Source organism: Jatrophihabitans cynanchi (assembly GCF_027247405.1).
Lineage (GTDB): Bacteria > Actinomycetota > Actinomycetes > Mycobacteriales > Jatrophihabitantaceae > Jatrophihabitans_B > Jatrophihabitans_B cynanchi.
The window spans coordinates 4,346,429-4,363,500 of the sequence record NZ_CP097463.1 but is presented as its reverse complement, the minus strand read 5'-3'; the positions used below and the strand labels follow the sequence as shown (position 1 = coordinate 4,363,500).

Sequence of the window (17,072 nt, the reverse complement as noted above, 5' to 3'; positions counted from 1 at the left end):
CGCTAGCTGATCCCGGTATCGACGACGGGCCCGCAGGCGAACGGCGTCGGCCCCTCGCGCACCCACTTGCCGCCCTTGAGGACGATGAAGCCGTAGCAGCCGCCGGTGATCTTCTTCCCGACGTGCTGCGGGCTGAGCATTCCGTAGCCGGTGTAGTTGTCGATCCCGGCCAGCGCGGCGAGCAGGCTGGCGCGGGTCAGCTTGCCGCCCAGCTTGAGCGCGGTGTCGGTGAACAGCCGGCCGGCCGACCAGGCGAACAGCCCGAAGAACGACGGCTTGGCTCCCGGCGCGACGCGCTGCAGCCACTGCAGGTAGAGCTTCATCTCCGGGATCTTGTTCGAGTCCTCGAACGTCTCGCTGCCGATGAACACGTGGGTTCCCTCGACCGCCGAGCCGCCGGAGCTGACGTAGCCCTGGTCGTACGCGGTCGGGTCCATCACGAACAGCGGGTTGAAGCCCTGCTGCGCCATCGCCTGCTTGAGCCGCACCGCGTTCTGGTAGGCGCCGACGTACTGCACGTACTTGACGCCCTTGCTCTGCATGGCGCTCACGTAGCTGGTGTAGTTGAACTCGGTGACCGGGATGCCCGCGCTGTAGACGAAGTCGTAGCCTTCGTGTTCCCAGCCCTTCATCTCGCTCTTGGCGTTGATGGACGACGCCCCGGCGTTCAGGTACAGGAACGCCGCCTTCTTATCCACGCCCGGGTAGGCCTTCTTGTAGAAGTCGGCCGGCGCGGTCTCGACGAGGTTGGCGCGCAGCGAGTACACCCCGTAGACGTTCGGAACGTTCGCCCGTGCACCGGTCGTCGACGCTGCTCGTAGGTCGGGGATGCCGCAGTTCTTCACGGTGTTGGCGCCGCCGTCGTCGAAGGCGCCCATCGAGCCCACCATCGCGAACGCGTCGGCACACGCCGTGGTGGCCGCCTGCCCGTCGCCGCCCGAGCTGGTCTGGCTGTCCAGGTTCTCCAGCGACAGCGTGCGGCCGCAGATGCTCGCGGTGGCGTTGAAGTACGCGACGTAGGCCTTCATCGCCTGCTGCGCGCTCTGGAACAGTCCCGGCACCGGGCCGCTGACGTCCGACGCGTTCGCGATCTTGATGCTCGAGTTGCTGATGCCCTGGCTGTTCTTGAACCCGGTACAGCTCGCCGCCTCGGCGCCGCCGGAGCCGGAGCCGGCCGCGCCGCCGCCGGATCGCGCACCGCCCCCGGAGCCGGTCCCGGCCTTCGCGCCGCCCCCGGACCCGCCACCTCCGGACCCGCCGCCGGCCGCGCCTCCCGCGGCGCCGCCGCCTGCCGCGCCGCCACCCGCTGCGGTACCCCCACTGCCCGAGCCGGCGGCGTCACCACCTGCCGCCGCCCCGTTTCCGGTCGCCGAGCCGGTGCCCGTCCCCCCGGCTGCGCCTGCGCCGCCGCCCGCCCCGGCGCCGGCTACTGCGCCGCCGGCGGCGCCGACCTGCGCGTTGACGAACTCGCGAGGGGGCACCTGCGATCCGCACCCGGCGAGCACGAGGCAGCACGCAGCTGCGACCCCGACCCGCACCGAGTTGCGGCGCGTCATCAGGCCGGCCCGGTCGCGAGCTCGTCCCGACGGGGCTCAGGCATCGTCACCCACGATGCTCAGCGCCGTTCGCGGGCACCGCTCGATCGCCAGCCGCACCCGCGGCCACTGCTCCTCGGTGGGCGACTGGGTGAGGATGTGCAGGTTGTCCTCGTCGTCCAGCTGGAACACGGCCGGGGCAAGGCCGCAACACACCGCGTTCGCCTCGCACAGTTCGGTGTCGACCCGGATCTCCATCGCCCTGCCTCCTGCCGCCGTATTCGCCGCCAAGCCGTGTGTCGATCACTACTTCGGGTGGTCGACGATGCAGATCTACCGCTCACAACGAGCCAACCTCGCGCCGGTCACGACTGCGGTTCTCGGCCATGTCCGAAATGCCGCAACGCTGACCGATGATAGAACGTGTTCTAGTGCAGCGCAACGGCTCACGGGCGGCACTTCGCCCCGGTGTCCCAAGCGGACTATCGAGAAGTCGGCAGATGACGGTATGTTCACTAGAACGCGTTTCATTTGATTTCTCTTGGCGGATGTGAGGGTGCGGCATGTACCTCGGCTACTCCCCGGAGCACGAACGACTGCGTCGCGAGTTGCGCGCGTACTTCGCCGCGCTGATGACCCCGGAGCGCCGCGAGGCGCTGGCCGCGAGCGGCGACTACGGCGACGGCACCGTCTACAAGGACGTCGTGCGCCGGATGGGTCACGACGGCTGGCTCGCCCTCGGCTGGCCGCAGGAGTTCGGCGGCCGCGGCGGCAGCGCCCTCGATCAGCTGATCTTCACCGACGAGGCCGCCGCCGCCGGCGCTCCGGTGCCGTTCCTGACCATCAACACCATCGGCCCCACGATCATGCGGTTCGGAACCGCCGAGCAACGCGCGCAGTACCTGCCGAAGATCGCCGCGGGCGAACTGCACTTCGCCATCGGCTACTCCGAACCCGGCGCGGGCACCGACCTGGCCGCACTGCGGACCCGGGCCGCGCGCGACGGGGAGGAGTACGTGATCAACGGGCAGAAGATGTGGACCAGCCTGATCCAGTACGCCGACTATGTGTGGCTGGCCTGCCGCACGGATCCGGACGCGCCCCGGCACAAGGGGCTGTCCATCCTGATCGTCCCGACCTCTGCCCAGGGCTTCTCGTACACGCCGGTGCACACCGTGTCGGGACCGACCACCAGCGCCACCTACTACTCGGACGTGCGCGTGCCGGCCAGTGCGCTGGTCGGCGAGGAGAACAAGGGCTGGCCGCTGATCACCAACCAGCTCAACCACGAACGGGTCGCGCTGACCTCGGCGGCGCCGATCATGACCGCGCTGCGCGAAGTGCGTGACTGGGCGCAACAGACCAAGCGACCGGACGGCAGGCGGGTGATCGACCAGGAGTGGGTGCAGCTGGCATTGGCCCGGGTGCACGCGAAGGTGCAGTTCCTGCGGTTGATGAACTGGCAGATCGCCTCGGCAGACTCCCTCGGCCCGGCCGACGCCTCGGCCACCAAGGTCTTCGGCACCGAGTTCGCCACCGAGGCGTACCGGCTACTGACCGAGGTGCTCGGCGCGAACGGCTATGTGCGTTCCGGCTCGCCCGCCGCGGTGCTGCACGGTCGTGTCGAGCGGATGGCCCGCTCGTCACTCATCCTGACGTTCGGCGGCGGCACCAACGAGGTGCAGCGCGACATCATCGCAGGCGCGGGGCTGCACCTGCCGGCGAGCGGGCGCTGAGGAGCGGGCATGGACTTCACCTTCTCCCAGGAGCAGGACGAGCTCGCGGCGCTGGTCCGGCGAATCGCGACCGACCACGTGAGCCAGGCGCGCCTCAAGCAGGTCGAGGAACAGCCGGTGCACTTCGATCGCGAACTGTGGTCCGCGCTCGCCGACGCCGGGGTGCTGGCCGCCGCGCTGCCGGACACGGTGGGCGGGGGTGGTCTGGACTTGCTGGAACAGTGTGGCGTGTTGGTCGAACTCGGCCGCGCCGTCGCCCCGGTCCCCTACCTGGTGAACACGATGGGCGCAGCCGCGCTCAGCTACTTCGGAACCGACGAGCAACGGGCCCGATGGGCGGCGCCGGCCGCGGCGGGCGAACTGGTTCTCACCGTGGCGCTGACCGAGGACCTCGTCGACTTCCCGGAGGATCCGACGACCCGGGCCGAACGCGACGGCGCCGGCTGGCGGATCAGCGGTGCGAAGGCGGTGGTGCCGTTCGCCGGCGTGGCCGCAGGGTTCCTGGTGCCGGCGCGCACCGCCGAGGGCGTTCAGCTGTTCCTCGTCCTCCCCGGCGACGCGGGCGTGGCGATCGAAGGGCAGCAGATCGTGGACGGCGACCAGGAGGGAGCACTGGACCTACGCGACGTGCGGCTGCCGGTCGACCGGTTGGTCCCGGGCGCGGACGTCGTGCACTGGCTGCACGCGCGGATGACGGTCGGGTACTGCGCCCTGCAACTCGGCGTGCTGGAGCGGGCGCTGGAACTGACCGCGGCCTACGCCCGCGAGCGCGAGCAGTTCGGCCGGCCGATCGGCAGCTTCCAGGCGGTGGCGCAGCGGCTGGCCGACGCGTACATCGACGTCCAGGGTGTACGGCTCACGATGTGGGAGGCCGCGTGGCGCATCGCGAACGCGCTGCCCGGATCCGGCCCGATCGCGACCGCGAAGTTCTGGGCGGCAGATGCCGGGCACCGGGTGGCGCACACCGCGGTGCACGTGCACGGTGGCACGGGAATCGATACCGATGCCCCGCTGCACCGCTACTTCGTCGCGGCCAAGCGCAACGAGTTCGCCCTCGGCGGGGCCACCGAGCAGCTGCGGCGGCTGGGTCGCCTGCTGGCCGACTCACCGGCCTGAACGGCGCATCCGGCTGACGATGCGCTGGCGCTTGGCCGGCCCGGTGACGTCCCAGGTGATCTCGAAGCGAGCCGGGTCGGGTCCCTCGATCACGACCGTCCCACGGTAGAGATCCGCAGCGCACGGATGGACGACCTCGGCGCCCGGCCGCCACGGGTGGAACAGCCCGCCATCGGCGAAGCACATCCACCACTGGCCCTCGTGCCTGGCCAACCGCAGCAGCCGCCCGGCCGTCCCGGTGTACTCGCCCCAGGTCAGCTCGCCCTGCTCGCGCCAGGAGTACCCGGCGCCGTCGGCGTCCACATGGAGCGTGCCGACGAACCGCCCGGTCCGGCCGGCGCGCAGATCGGCGAGGTCCCGGTCTATCGACCACTCGCCGCTCACCAGCGCGGGATCGCACGTGCTGATCACGCCGCCCACGCTAGACCCGTGGGTCAGCTCATCTGAGCTTGTCCAGCCGCGCGAGGGTCTCGTCGAACTCGGCCACCAGTTCGGCGACCAGCTCGGCGACCGGACGGACCGCGTTCATCCGGCCCACGATCTGCCCGACCGGCATCGCGACCACCTCCGGGTCGCCCGAGGCCATGATCCGCTGGTGCGCCTCGTTCACCAGCAGGTTCTGCAGCGGCATCGGCAGTGGCGCCGGCGCGCCCGGCTCGTCCCATGCGTCGGTCCACCTCGTCCGCAACAGTCGCGCCGGCTTGCCGCTGTACACCCGCGAGCGAACGGTCTGGTCCGAATGGGCCGCGACCAGCGCCTGCTTGACCGCGTCGGCCGGGCCGGCGAGCTGGTACTCCGACGTGGTCAGCCAGTACGAGCCCATCCACACCCCGGCCGCGCCGAGTGACAGGGCGGCCGCGATCTGCCGGCCGGAACCGATGCCGCCGGCGGCGAGCACGTGCGCGCGCTCGCCCACCGCGTCGACGATCTCCGGGGTGAGCACGATCGTCGAGATCTCGCCGGTGTGCCCGCCGGCCTCGGTCCCCTGGGCGACGATGACGTCGACCCCGTTCTCCACGTGCCGCAGGGCGTGCTCGGCCTTCCCGGCGAGCGCGGCCACCGGCACCCCGGCAGCGTGCGCGAGGTCGATGACGTCCTCGGGCGGCGACCCGAGCGCGTTCGCGATCAGTTTGATCGGGTGCTTGAGGGCCACGTCGACGTGTGAGCGCGCGACCGAGTGCAGCCAGCCGAGTACACCCTCACGGCCGGGATCGCCGTCGGCGGGCAGCGGCGGAACCCCCAGCTTGTGCAGTGTCTGCTGGACGAAGTCGCGATGCGTCTGCGGGATCAGCGCCGACAGGTCGACGGCGGTGCCCTCGTCGGGCACCTTCGCCGGCATCACGATGTCCACGCCGTACGGCCTACCCTCGGTGTTCGCGTCGAGATAGTCCAGCGCCGCGTCCAGCTCCGAGGCATCGTTGAAGCGCACGCAGCCCAGCACGCCGAGGCCGCCGACTCGGCTGATCGCTGCCGCGACGTGCTCGGACGGGGTGAACCCGAAGATCGGGTACTGGATGCCTAGCTGGTCGCAGACGGCTGTGCGCATGCGTCCTCCTCCGGGTGCGCCGTGGCGTACTCGGCCGCCCAGCGGTAGTCGGCCTTGCCGGTCGCCAGCCGGTGCACGCGGTCCACGAGCCAGATGCTGCGCGGCACCTTGTAGCCCGCGATCTCCTTGCGCGCATGGGTGATCAGCTCCTCGGCGCTCGGTGCGGTGCCGGGTCTCGGTTCGATCACCGCCGCGACGCGCTGGCCCAGGCGCTCGTCCGGCACCCCGACCACGAGCACGTCGAAGACGTCCGGGTGGGCCATCAGGGTTGCCTCCACCTCCTCCGGGAAGACCTTCTCGCCGCCGGTGTTCACGCAGGTGTTGCCGCGGCCCAGCAGGGTGATCGAGCCGTCGGCCTCGTGCCGGGCGAAGTCGCCCGGCACCGAGTAGCGCGTGCCGTCGACCTCGATGAACAACTCGGCTGTCTTGGCCGGGTCCTTGTAGTAGCCGAGCGGGATGTGGCCGCCGCGGGCGAGCCGGCCGATCTCGTCCGACCCGGGCGGCAACGGCTTGCCGTCCAGTCCGATCACGATGGTGTCGCGGCCGGCGCTCACCCGCGGGCCTCCCCCGCCCTGCTCGCTGTCCTTGGTGATCAGGCCGAGCCCCATGAAGCCGGTTTCGGACGAGCCGATCGCGTCGGTGATGACGACGTTCGGCAGTGCCTCGAGGTACTGGCTCTTGACGCTCTGCGAGAACAGCGCAGCGCTGCTGCTGACGGCGAACAGGCTGGACACGTCGTAACGTCCCGCCGTGAACGCCTCGATCATCGGCCGCGCCATGGCGTCGCCGATCAGGACGATCAGGTTTGCCTGGCGCCGTTCCACCGTCGCCCACACCTCGGCTGCGTCGAACTGCGGCAGCAGGATCACGGTGTCGCCCGCGAACAGCGCCATCAGCGCCGCCCACTGAGCGTTGCCGTGGATGAGCGGGGCCAGGCAGATGCGGCGCAGCCCGCCGGTCAGGTTGCCGGACTCGGCCTGCGCCCATTCGCTGTCCAGCGCCTCGCCGGTGACGAAGTTGATGCCTCCGCCGAGCGTGCGCCAGACGTCCTCGTGCCGCCACATGACGCCCTTGGGCATGCCGGTGGTTCCGCCGGTGTAGAGGATGTACAGGTCATCGCCACTGCGCTCGCAGAAGTCCCGTTCGGCGCCGCCCTCGGCGAGCGCCGTCTCGTAGTCGCATCCGGCGGCAGGGGCGTCCGATTCGTCGGCGACCGCGACCACGTGGCCGACCTGGGTCCCGGCGACGGCCACGTCGACCTGCGGCGCGAACTGCCGCTCGTGCAGGACGGCGACCACGTCGGCGTTGTCCAGCACGTAGCGGACCTCGCTCGCCGTGTACCGGAAGTTGATGTTGATCAGCACGGCGCGCAGCTTGTACACCGCGAGCATCGTCTCGACGGCCTCGATCCGGTTCCGCATGCACATGCCCACGTGCGAACCGGCCACCACGCCGTGCGCGGCCAGGTGGTGCGCGAGCCGGTTCGCCCGCTGGTCCAGCTCCGCGTACGTCCGCTCGCCGTCACCGCACGCGACCGCCAGCCGTTCCGGGAACAGGTCGACCGCGTGCTCGAACAGGTCCGCGATGTTGTACGCCATGGTGGAAAAACTAGAACCTGTTATCGTTCGGTGCAAGCCCCGATGCCGCAGGAGGTCGCCGCCGATGCCGACAGTCACCCCCGAGGACCAGCACTGTCTGGTCGAACGCCGCGGCCATGTCCTGGTGGTCACGATGAACCGGCCCGAGGTCAAGAACGCGCTGTCCGGCCCGATGCTCGCCCGGATGGCGCAGGCGTGGGACGAGGTCGACGCCGACCCGCAGCTGCGCGCCGCTGTCCTCACCGGCGCGGGCGGCTCGTTCTGCGCCGGCGCGGACCTCAAGGCGATGACCGCCGCGCACCCCGGTGACAGCGTCGGACTCGACCTGTCGCGGATCGAGTCGCTGCTCAAGGGCCGGCGGCTGAGCAAGCCGCTCATCGCCGCCGTCGAGGGCGCCGCGATCGCCGGCGGCACCGAGATCTTGCAGGCGACCGACATCCGGGTGGCCGGCGAGGGCGCGCGCTTCGGCGTGAGCGAGCCACGCTGGGGGCTGTTCCCGATGGGCGGTTCGGCGGTGCGGCTCGTGCGCCAGATCCCGTACACCGTCGCCGCCGACCTGCTGCTGACCGGCCGGCACATCCGGGCTGCCGAGGCGAAGCAGATCGGCCTGATCGGTCATGTCGTGCCGGACGGGACGGCGCTGGAGCTGGCGCTGGAGCTGGCGGGACTGATCGCAGCGAACGGGCCGATCGCGGTGCAGGCGATCCTGCGCACGATCCGCGAGACCGAGGCGCTACCGGAGAACGACGCGTTCACGCTCGAAGCGAAGATCGGCATGGCCGTGTTCGGCAGCGAGGACGCGCGGGAGGGGCCACGCGCGTTCGCCGAGAAGCGCACGCCCCAGTTCAAGGGCCGCTGAACTGCCCCCGCGAGTGGCGACCTGGGGTGCCGAGTGGCGGCCAAAATGTCGCCACTCGGCGGGTTGACTCGCCACTCGGCAAGGGTTTACAGCCGCAGGTCCTTGACGAAGTCCGCGAGCTGGGCGAGGTTGCGGCACTCGACCATCGGCACCACCGCGTCGTAACGCGAGGCCGCGGAGTCGCCGGTGTCCCAGGCGGTGCGCCGCTCGGGGTTCAGCCAGTGCGCCGCGTGGGCGCGGTCCGCCAGGCGGGTGAGTACCGGCAGGGCCAGGTCGCCGTAGTTGGACCGTGCATCGCCGAGGATCAGCAACGAGGTGCGGTGCCCGACGGCGTCGGCGTAGTTCTGCTCGAACCGGTGCAGCGCGCGGCCGTAGTCGGAGCGGCCGAGCAGCCACGTCACCCGGGCCTGCTCGGTCAGCCGCGCGACCGCGTCGGTGACGTCGGTGCCGGGCGCGAAGTAGCGGGTGACCTCGTCGACCTCGTCCACGAAGGCGAACGTGCGCACGCGGGAGAACTGCTCGCGCAGCGCGTGCACCAGCATCAGCGTGAACCGTGCCGACGCGAGGACCGACTCGCTCACGTCCACCAGGATCACCAGGTCCGCCTTGGCCGGCCGCCGGGGACGGTGCACGGTGGTCAGCGGCACGCCCCCGGTCGACAGCGAACCGCGGATGGTGCGCCGGAAGTCCAGTTGCCCGCGACGGCCGGCGCGCTGCTCGACCGCGAGCCGCGCCGCGAGCCGGCGGGCCAGCGGCGCCACCTCCCGGCGCAAGGCCGCGAGTTCCGCCGCGGTGGCGCTACCGAAGGACACCCGATCAATGCTCGGACGTGCCGAGCGCGCCACGTGATCCGGCCCGCGCTGCTCGGCGATCCGGCGCCGCACGTCGGCGTCGACCAGGTGCTCGAAGCGCTGCATGCGCGCATCGATCATCGAGCGCACCACTCGCCCGGAGAACTCCTCGTCCGGACGACCGCCGAGCAGTTGCGCCAGCAGCCCGGCGAGCAGCGTCTGCGGCGAGAGCCGGCTCAGCACCGACAGCCGCGACCACGACGGCTGCCCGGCCACCGGTCCGGCCATCGCGCCGAACGCGCTCACCGCGTCCCGCGCGATGCTTGCCGCGAGCCGCTCGTCACCGCTGGCGAGGTAGTCGCGCAGCTCCTCGCGAAGCCGCAACCGGACCGGGTCGTCGACCTGCCACGGGGCGGGCACGGCGCGTACCGGCTCCGGCTCGGCCGAGCTGCCGTCACTGCGGCGCACCGCCTCCCCCAACCCGCGCAGGGCGGGGAAGTACGCGTCAAAGATGGTGTCGAAGACCGGCCGGTGGACCTCGCGTTTGACGACAGTCGCGGCGTACGCGGCACGCACCTGCTCGCGCTCGGCGAGCGAGACCGCGCGCACGGCGGTGACCGCGTCCAGCCCCTCGGCGACCGACACCGCCAGGCCCGCCTCGCGCAGTGCGGCCAGGAACGTGGTGTGGTGCTCGATCAGGCCCATCAGTCCGGCAGCGCGGGCAGCCCGAGTTCCTTCACCGCGCGCTCGTGGTCGCTGACGTGCTTGAGCACCACGCCAAGGGTGCGCGCGGTCATCGCGTCGTCCAGGTCGTCCGCACCGAGCGCGATCAGGGTGCGTGCCCAGTCGATCGACTCTGCGACCGACGGCGCCTTCTTCAGCTCCAGCCCGCGCAGTGCGGCCGCGGTGCGCACGAGCTGCTCGGCGAGTTGTGCCGCGATTCCGGGCACTCTGGCAAGGACGATGTCCCGCTCGCGCCGCGGCGTCGGGTAGCCGATGTGCAGGTACAGGCAGCGCCGCTTGAGCGCCTCGGACAGCTCCCGGGTGGCGTTGGACGTCACGACCACGAACGGACGCCGCGTGGCCGCCACCGTGCCCAGCTCCGGGATCGTCACCTGGAAGTCCGACAGCACTTCGAGCAGCAGGGCCTCGACCTCGATGTCGGTCTTGTCGGCCTCGTCGATGAGCAGCACGGTGGGCCCGTCGCGGCGGATCGCCGACAGGAGCGGGCGGGTGAGCAGGAACTCCTCGGTGAAGATGTCCTCGTGGGTCCGCTCCCAGCTCACGCCGTCGGCGCCCGCGTCGGCCGCGCTGGCCTGGATGCGGAGCAACTGCTTGCGGTAGTTCCACTCGTACAACGCGCGCGCCTCGTCCAGGCCCTCGTAGCACTGCAGCCGGATCAGCTCGGCACCGCTGGCCTGCGCGACGGCCTTGGCCAGCTCGGTCTTGCCGACCCCGGCCGGCCCCTCGACGAGGACGGGGCGTTCCAGGGCGGCGGCGAGGAACACGGTGGTCGCGGTGGCGGTGTCGGCGAGGTAGCCGACCGCGCCCAGCTGTGCTGCGACATCGTCCGGTGAGCTGAACACGCCCTCACGATGCCAGATCGCGCGGCGCGGCGTTCGTCCGTGTCAGATGGCCCTCGCGCGCCCGGACCAGCTGGCATCGCGCAGCTTGCGCTTGTACAGCTTGCCGTTGTCGTCGCGGGGCAGTTCGTCGGCGTACTCGACGATCTTGGGCAGCTTGTACCTGGCCAGCCGCTCGGCCGCGAACGCCATGATCTGCCCGGTCAGCTCGTCGGACGGGACGGCTCCCTCGGCGGGCTGCACGACCGCCTTGATCGCCTCACCCCACTCCTCGTCCGGAACGCCGAAGACGGCCACGTCGGCGACCGCGGGGTGCATCACCAGCTCGCCCTCGATCTCGGCCGGGTAGATGTTCACCCCGCCGGAGATGATCATGTCGCTCTTGCGGTCGCAGAGGAACAGGTAGCCGTCCTCGTCCAGGTAGCCGATGTCGCCGACCGTGAACAGCTCCCCCACCCGTGACTCGCGGGTCTTCTCCTCGCTGTTGTGGTACGCGAAGCTCGAGCCGCCCATCTGCAGGTACACCAGCCCGGGCTGGTTCGGGGCCAGTTCCGCGCCGGACTCGTCCAGGATCTTGATCACCGAGTAGGACCAGGCCTTGCCGACCGACCCGGGCTTGCGCAACCACTCGTCGGCGAAGATGGTCGCGCCACCACCCTCGGTTGCGGCGTAGTACTCGACGACCACCGGCCCCCACCAGTCGAGCATCGCGTGCTTCACCTCGTTCGGGCACGGGGCGGCGCCGTGGATCATCGTGCGCAGGGAGGTCACGTCGTACTTGGCGCGCACCGCTTCGGGTAGCGCGAGCAGCCGGGTGAACTGCGTCGGAACCATGTGGCTGTGCGTGACCCGGTACCTGTCGATCAGGCGCAGCATCTGCTCGGCGTCGAACCGGCCCATCAGCACGACGGTGTGTCCGAGTTGCACGGAGATGGTGACGAAGTTGAGCACGGCGGTGTGATACAGCGGCGAGCCGCACAGGTGCACGTTGTCATCGAACGCCGCGATGCCGAATCCGGCGAAGAAACCGCGCGAGGCGAGCGGGACGTCGTACGGATCGGTTCCGGGAAGCGGCCGCTTCACCCCCTTCGGCCGGCCGGTCGTCCCGGACGTGTAGACCATCGGCGCGCCCTGGGTGCGTTCGGTGGGGACGCCGTCGACGGCGAGCTCGGCCAGCGGGCGGAAGCCGTCGATCTCGCCGACCGCGAACCGGCTCCGCGCGGGCAGCTCGGCGGCGGCGACGCGGGCGGCGTCCGCGAACAGGGCGTGGCCGACGAACGCCTTGGCCTCGCTGTCCTGCACGATGTAGGCGACCTCGGGTCCGGTCAGGTGCCAGTTGATCGGGACGATGTAGAGGCCGCACTCGATCGCGGCGAAGAACAGCTCGACGAGTTCGGCGCCGTTCGGCAACATGACCACGAGGCAGTCGCCGGGGCGCAGGCCGAGCTGCTGCAGACCGGCTCCGTAGCGGTCGGCCGCGCCCGCGAGCTCGGCATAACCGATGGTGCGCTCGTCGGGATCCACCAGCGCCACGCGGTCGGGTTCCTCGCGCGCGATGTTCCACAGTCCGATCTCGGGCACGGCGCTCTCCTCGTCTGTAACAGAGCTTCAATCTAGAACGTGTACTAGTTCTCTCACAACACCACGATGCATGGCGCGATCCCATGGTTCTCACCGGTACCCGCTACGAACCGGCAGCCGTCTTGTCGGAATTTCAAGAACGTGTTTCACTGCGGTGGTGAGCTCTGTGGAACCGTTGGTGGCCCCCATCGAGCTGAGCTTCGACTACACCCGGTCACTGGGTTCCACGCTCGGCTCGTTCATGACCGCGCTGGCGCACCGCCGCATCGTCGGCACGCGAGGGTCGGACGGCCGGGTGCTGGTGCCCCCCGCCGAATACGACCCGATCACGGCGGCACCGCTCACCGAACTGGTGCCGGTAGCCGACGCGGGCGAGGTCGTCAGCTGGACCTGGGTGGCCGATCCGCTGCCGGGGCAGCCGTTCGACCGGCCGTTCGCGTTCGCGCTGATCCGCCTCGACGGGGCGGACACGCCGATGCTGCATGCGCTCGACGTCGCCTCCCCCGCCGAGTTGCGCACCGGTCTGCGAGTGCGGGCACGCTGGGCGGCCGTCCCGTCCGGTTCCATCCACGACATCGCGTGCTTCGAACCGGCCGACCGGCCGCGCGTCGAACAGCCCGCGACCGAGACGCACCCGGACGTCACGATGATCACGACGCCGGTACGGCTGAGCATCGAGCACAGTGCGTCGATCGAGGAGACGGTGTACCTGCAGGCCCTGGAGCAGGGACGCCTCGTCGGCCAGCGCTGTCCGGTGTGCCGCAAGGTGTACATCCCGCCCCGCAGCGCCTGCCCCACCGACGGCGTGCCACCGGGCGAACTCGTGGAACTGCCCGATCGCGGCGTGGTCACCACCTTCTGCATCGTGAACGTGCCGTTCCTCGGGCAGAGGATCAGCCCGCCGTACGTGGCGGCGTACGTCCTGCTGGACGGCGCGGACATCCCGTTCCTGCACCTGATCCTGGGCTGTGAGGCCGGCGAGGTCCGGATGGGCTTGCGGGTCGAGGCGGCCTGGCGCCCGCGCGAGGAGTGGGGACCGACCTTGCAGAACATCGAGTACTTCCGACCCACCGGCGAGCCGGACGCCCCCTACGAGACCTACCGGGAGCACCTGTGACAGGCGCAGAGGTAGCGATCGTCGCCTTCGCCCAGGCGCCCCAGGAACGGCACAGCAGCGGCACCACGAACGGCGTCGAGCAGTTGGTACCGGTGTTCGAGCAGCTCTACGCCGAAACGGGGCTGACCAACCGGGACATCGGGTTCTGGTGCTCGGGCTCCTCGGACTACCTGTCCGGCCGGGCCTTCTCGTTCATCTCGGCGCTCGACGCGGTCGGCACCTTCCCGCCGGTGGCCGAGTCGCACGTGGAGGCCGACGCCGCCTGGGCGCTGTACGAGGCGTGGCTGAAGATCCGCATGGGCGAGGCCGACACCGCGCTGGTGTACGGCTTCGGCAAGTCCTCGGCCGGCAACCTGCGGCGCACGCTCGCGCTGCAACTGGACCCGTACACGGTCGGCCCGCTGTGGCCGGACACGCTCAGCATCGCCGGGCTGCAGGCGCGCCTGGGCATCGACGCCGGGCTGTGGTCCGAGCGTGAGATGGCCGAGGTGGCGGTGCGGTGCAGGCGCGCGGCCGAGACGAACCCGAAGGCGCAACTGCGCGGCAGCAAGGACGCCGACGAGTTGCTCGCCCAGCCGTACCTCGCCGACCCGCTGCGCAGACACGACTGCGCGCCGGTCACCGACGGCGCCGCGGCGATCGTGCTGGCCGGCGCCGACCGGGCCCGCGAACTGACCGGACGACCGGCGTTGATCACCGGCTTCGCGCACCGCATCGAGTCCGCGCACCTGGGCTCGCGCGAGCTCACCTCGTCGCCGTCGACCCAGGCGGCCGCGGCCTCGGCCGGCGCCGCGAGTGGCACCGGAATCGAGGTGGCCGAACTGCACGCGCCGTTCAGCCACCAGGAGCTGATCCTTCGCCGTGCCCTGGCGCTGCCCGACGGCGTGGAGGTCAACCCGTCCGGCGGGGCCCTGGCCGGCAACCCGATGTTCGCCGGCGGCCTCACCCGCATCGGCGAGGCGGCAGCCCGGATCCTGGACGGCTCGGCCGGACGCACACTGGGCCACGCCACCAGCGGCCCGGCGCTGCAACAGAACCTGGTCTGCGTGATGGAGGCCGGCCGATGAGGTACCGGGCGGCCGTCCTCGGGACCGGCCAGACGCACCACAGGGCGAAGCGGCAGGACGTCTCGATGGCCGGCCTGTGCCGCGAGGCTATCGACCGCGCGATGCTCGACGCGAAGGTCGGCTGGGACGAGATCGACGCGGTCGTGATCGGCAAGGCACCCGACCTGTTCGAGGGTGTGATGATGCCCGAGCTGTTCCTCGCGGACGCGCTCGGCGCGGTCGGCAAGCCGCTGCTGCGCGTGCACACTGCGGGCTCGGTCGGCGGGGCAACCGCCATCGTCGCGTCCGGCCTGGTGCAGGCCGGGGTGCACGAGCGGGTGCTGGCCGTCGCGTGGGAGAAGCAGTCCGAGTCCAATGCGATGTGGGCGCTGTCGATCCCGGTGCCGTTCACCATGCCGGTCGGCGCGGGCGCGGGCGGGTACTTCGCCCCGCACGTGCGCTCCTACATCCGCCGCTCGGGCGCGCCGGAGCACGTCGGCTCGATGGTCGCGGTGAAGGACCGGCGCAACGGTGCGCGGAACCCGTACGCACACCTGCACCAGCCGGACATCACCCTCGAGCAGGTGCAGGCGTCCCAGATGCTGTGGGACCCGATCCGCTACGACGAGACCTGCCCGTCCTCCGACGGCGCGGCGGCGATCGTCATCGGCAGCGAGCGCGCCGCTGCCGCCGTCGAGCGCCCCGCCTGGATCCACGCGACCGCGATGCGCAGCGAGCCGACCACGTTCGCCGGCCGCGACCAGGTCAACCCGCAGGCCGGCCGCGACGCGGCCGCCGCGCTGTGGAGGCAGGCCGGCATCACCGATCCACTGGCGCAGGTCGATGCCGCCGAGATCTACGTCCCGTTCTCGTGGTTCGAGCCGATGTGGTTGGAGAACCTGGGCTTCGCCGCCGAGGGCGAGGGCTGGAGGCTGACCGAGTCCGGCGCGACCGAGCTCGGCGGGACGCTGCCGGTGAACGCGTCCGGCGGCGTGCTCAGCAGCAACCCGATCGGCGCGTCCGGGATGCTGCGCTTCCTCGAGGCGGCCAGGCAGGTGATGGGCCGCGCCGACGACCACCAGGTCGAGGGTGCGCGCACCGCGCTCGGTCACGCCTATGGCGGCGGCTCGCAGTTCTTCTCCATGTGGGTGGTCGGATCGGAGCGCCCGGGATGAAGTTCTCCATGGCGGTCGCGATGAGCCCGCTCGAGCAACTCGTCGAACTGGCGCAGACGGCCGAACAGTGCGGCTTCGCCTCCGTCGCGCTGCCGGACTCGCTGTTCTACATGCAGACGGCGGCGGAGAAGTATCCGTACACGCCGGACGGCAGCCGCTTCTGGACCGGCGACACGCCCTGGCCCGACCCGCTGATCGCGGCAGCCGCGATAGGAACCGCGACCTCGACGATCCGCTTCTACACCCAGGTGCTCAAGCTCGCCTCGCGCAACCCGCTGCTGCTCGCGCGGCAACTTCTCACCGTCGCGGCGCTGACGCAGGACCGGTTCGGGCTCGGGCTGGGTATCGGCTGGTCGCCCGAGGAGACCGAGTGGTGCGGCGCGCCGTACGCCGGCCGAGGTCGGCGGGCGGACGAGATGATCGAGGTCATCAACCTCGTACTCGGCGGCGGAATGGTCGAGTATCACGGACGGTTCTTCGACTTCGACAAGCTGCAGATGTCGCCCGCGCCGGCCGAACGCATCCCGATCTACGTCGGTGGCCACAGCGACGTAGCGCTCAGGCGTGCCGCACGCGTCGGCGACGGCTGGACCTCGGCGATGATCAAGCTGGACGATCTCGTCGCGATCCGCTCCCGGCTCGCCGAACTGCTCGACGACGCGGGGCGGGCCGACGTCCCGTTCGAGATCCAGGCGGTGTGCATCGACCGGTTCGGACTGGACGGCTACCGGCAGCAGCGCGACGCCGGCGTCACCGACGCGATCGTCATGCCCTGGGTGTTCTACGGCACAGCGGTCGACGGTGACCTGCAGGCGAAGAAGGACGGCATCCGGCGCTTCGCCGACGACGTCATCACCAAGCTGGACGGCGCGCCATGAGCGAGTCCGTCGTCGACTGGCGCGCGCCGACCACGGCGGCGCACCCGGCCCGCGATGCCGCGCTGCGCTCGTACGATGCGGTGTGCCGCAAGGACAAGCATGCTTGGCTCGCCTTGTTCGCCGACGACGGCTGGATCGAGGACCCGGTCGGCGTTTCCGTGTTCGACCCGGACGGGGCCGGGCACCACGGTCGCGACGGGCGATCGGCCTTCTGGGACAAGACGATCGGCACCGTCGACCGGTTCGTCTTCGAGATCACCGACTCGTTCGCCGCCGGGAACGAGTGCGCGAACGTCGGCGTCATCCGCACCACGCTGAACGGGTACCGGATCGACACCGAGGGCGTGTTCGTCTACCGCGTCGACGACACCGGCAAGCTGGTGTCGCTGCGCGCGATCTGGGACTGGGATCGGGCGATGGCCACCGCCCGGCCGAGCTGAGTCAGCTCGAGGTCATCGCCCGGACCGGGTGCGGGACCAGGTACGGGGCCAGCGTCGCCGAGAACGTGGCG

At 70.9% G+C, this 17,072-nt stretch carries 16 protein-coding genes; 8 read left to right on the top strand and 8 right to left on the bottom strand.

The genetic code is table 11. The features are described 5' to 3' along the window. Window positions 1-2: 2 nt before the first annotated feature. A complete protein-coding gene (locus M6B22_RS21225) occupies window positions 3-1,481 on the bottom strand; it encodes an ABC transporter substrate-binding protein (RefSeq protein ID WP_269443561.1) in 1,479 nt (492 codons plus the stop codon). A 111-nt stretch (window positions 1,482-1,592) separates the two neighbouring features. Next, the gene (locus M6B22_RS21220; RefSeq protein ID WP_269443560.1) at window positions 1,593-1,793 is read right to left on the bottom strand and encodes a ferredoxin; all 201 of its coding nucleotides are present in this window, start codon (window positions 1,791-1,793) and stop codon (window positions 1,593-1,595) included. A 305-nt stretch (window positions 1,794-2,098) separates the two neighbouring features. Here M6B22_RS21220 and M6B22_RS21215 point away from each other — a divergent pair, with 305 nt between their 5' ends. Together M6B22_RS21215 and M6B22_RS21210 are read left to right on the top strand one after the other, a co-directional pair. Beyond that, complete coding sequence (locus tag M6B22_RS21215; RefSeq protein WP_269443559.1) at window positions 2,099-3,271, top strand: acyl-CoA dehydrogenase family protein; 1,173 nt, start codon at window positions 2,099-2,101, stop codon at window positions 3,269-3,271. A 9-nt stretch (window positions 3,272-3,280) separates the two neighbouring features. After that, entirely contained in the window at window positions 3,281-4,387 is a 1,107-nt protein-coding gene (locus M6B22_RS21210) for an acyl-CoA dehydrogenase family protein (RefSeq protein WP_269443558.1), read from the top strand. Here the strand turns inward: M6B22_RS21210 and M6B22_RS21205 are convergent. From M6B22_RS21205 to M6B22_RS21195, 3 genes are read right to left on the bottom strand one after another with little or no spacing between them, the layout of a single operon-like run. After that, the gene (locus M6B22_RS21205; RefSeq protein ID WP_269443557.1) at window positions 4,376-4,798 is read right to left on the bottom strand and encodes a DUF6314 family protein; all 423 of its coding nucleotides are present in this window, start codon (window positions 4,796-4,798) and stop codon (window positions 4,376-4,378) included. The two genes, M6B22_RS21210 and M6B22_RS21205, sit on opposite strands and share 12 nt — an antisense overlap. A gap of 28 nt (window positions 4,799-4,826) precedes the next feature. Further along, window positions 4,827-5,933, bottom strand: a complete 1,107-nt coding sequence (locus M6B22_RS21200) for an NAD(P)H-dependent flavin oxidoreductase (protein WP_269443556.1) — start codon at window positions 5,931-5,933, stop codon at window positions 4,827-4,829. Continuing rightward, window positions 5,906-7,531: an acyl-CoA synthetase gene (locus M6B22_RS21195; RefSeq protein WP_269443555.1), complete on the bottom strand. Its 1,626-nt coding sequence runs from the start codon at window positions 7,529-7,531 to the stop codon at window positions 5,906-5,908. The genes M6B22_RS21200 and M6B22_RS21195 overlap by 28 nt, the downstream gene beginning before the upstream one ends. A gap of 64 nt (window positions 7,532-7,595) precedes the next feature. On the opposite strand from M6B22_RS21195, the gene M6B22_RS21190 reads away from it, so the two are divergent. Next, window positions 7,596-8,390 (top strand): crotonase/enoyl-CoA hydratase family protein, encoded by a 795-nt coding sequence (locus tag M6B22_RS21190; RefSeq protein ID WP_269443554.1) that lies wholly within the window; start codon window positions 7,596-7,598, stop codon window positions 8,388-8,390. A gap of 86 nt (window positions 8,391-8,476) precedes the next feature. On the opposite strand, the gene M6B22_RS21185 is transcribed toward M6B22_RS21190, so the two are convergent. From M6B22_RS21185 to M6B22_RS21175, 3 genes are read right to left on the bottom strand one after another with little or no spacing between them, the layout of a single operon-like run. After that, window positions 8,477-9,886 carry a VWA domain-containing protein gene (locus M6B22_RS21185; protein WP_269443553.1) on the bottom strand — a complete coding sequence of 470 codons (1,410 nt, stop codon included), beginning with the start codon at window positions 9,884-9,886 and terminating at the stop codon, window positions 8,477-8,479. Next, window positions 9,886-10,767, bottom strand: coding sequence for an AAA family ATPase (locus M6B22_RS21180; RefSeq protein WP_269443552.1), 882 nt, complete (start codon window positions 10,765-10,767; stop codon window positions 9,886-9,888). Before M6B22_RS21180 ends, M6B22_RS21185 begins: the two co-directional genes overlap by 1 nt. A 42-nt stretch (window positions 10,768-10,809) precedes the next feature. Then, the gene (locus tag M6B22_RS21175) at window positions 10,810-12,345 is read right to left on the bottom strand and encodes an acyl-CoA synthetase (RefSeq protein ID WP_269443551.1); all 1,536 of its coding nucleotides are present in this window, start codon (window positions 12,343-12,345) and stop codon (window positions 10,810-10,812) included. Window positions 12,346-12,502: 157 nt separating this feature from the next. Between M6B22_RS21175 and M6B22_RS21170 the strand changes: the two genes are divergently transcribed. The 5 genes from M6B22_RS21170 to M6B22_RS21150 are packed head-to-tail and all read left to right on the top strand — an operon-like array spanning window position 12,503 to window position 17,001. Further along, window positions 12,503-13,462 carry a Zn-ribbon domain-containing OB-fold protein gene (locus M6B22_RS21170; RefSeq protein WP_269443550.1) on the top strand — a complete coding sequence of 320 codons (960 nt, stop codon included), beginning with the start codon at window positions 12,503-12,505 and terminating at the stop codon, window positions 13,460-13,462. Then, on the top strand, window positions 13,459-14,529 hold the full coding sequence (locus tag M6B22_RS21165) for a thiolase domain-containing protein (protein ID WP_269443549.1): 1,071 nt from the start codon (window positions 13,459-13,461) through the stop codon (window positions 14,527-14,529). Before M6B22_RS21170 ends, M6B22_RS21165 begins: the two co-directional genes overlap by 4 nt. Further along, window positions 14,526-15,683 (top strand): thiolase domain-containing protein, encoded by a 1,158-nt coding sequence (locus tag M6B22_RS21160; RefSeq protein ID WP_269443548.1) that lies wholly within the window; start codon window positions 14,526-14,528, stop codon window positions 15,681-15,683. The genes M6B22_RS21165 and M6B22_RS21160 overlap by 4 nt, the downstream gene beginning before the upstream one ends. Continuing rightward, window positions 15,680-16,561, top strand: a complete 882-nt coding sequence (locus M6B22_RS21155; RefSeq protein WP_269443547.1) for a TIGR03619 family F420-dependent LLM class oxidoreductase — start codon at window positions 15,680-15,682, stop codon at window positions 16,559-16,561. The genes M6B22_RS21160 and M6B22_RS21155 overlap by 4 nt, the downstream gene beginning before the upstream one ends. Further along, window positions 16,558-17,001, top strand: a complete 444-nt coding sequence (locus M6B22_RS21150) for a nuclear transport factor 2 family protein (RefSeq protein ID WP_269443546.1) — start codon at window positions 16,558-16,560, stop codon at window positions 16,999-17,001. Before M6B22_RS21155 ends, M6B22_RS21150 begins: the two co-directional genes overlap by 4 nt. Window positions 17,002-17,072: the final 71 nt, after the last annotated feature.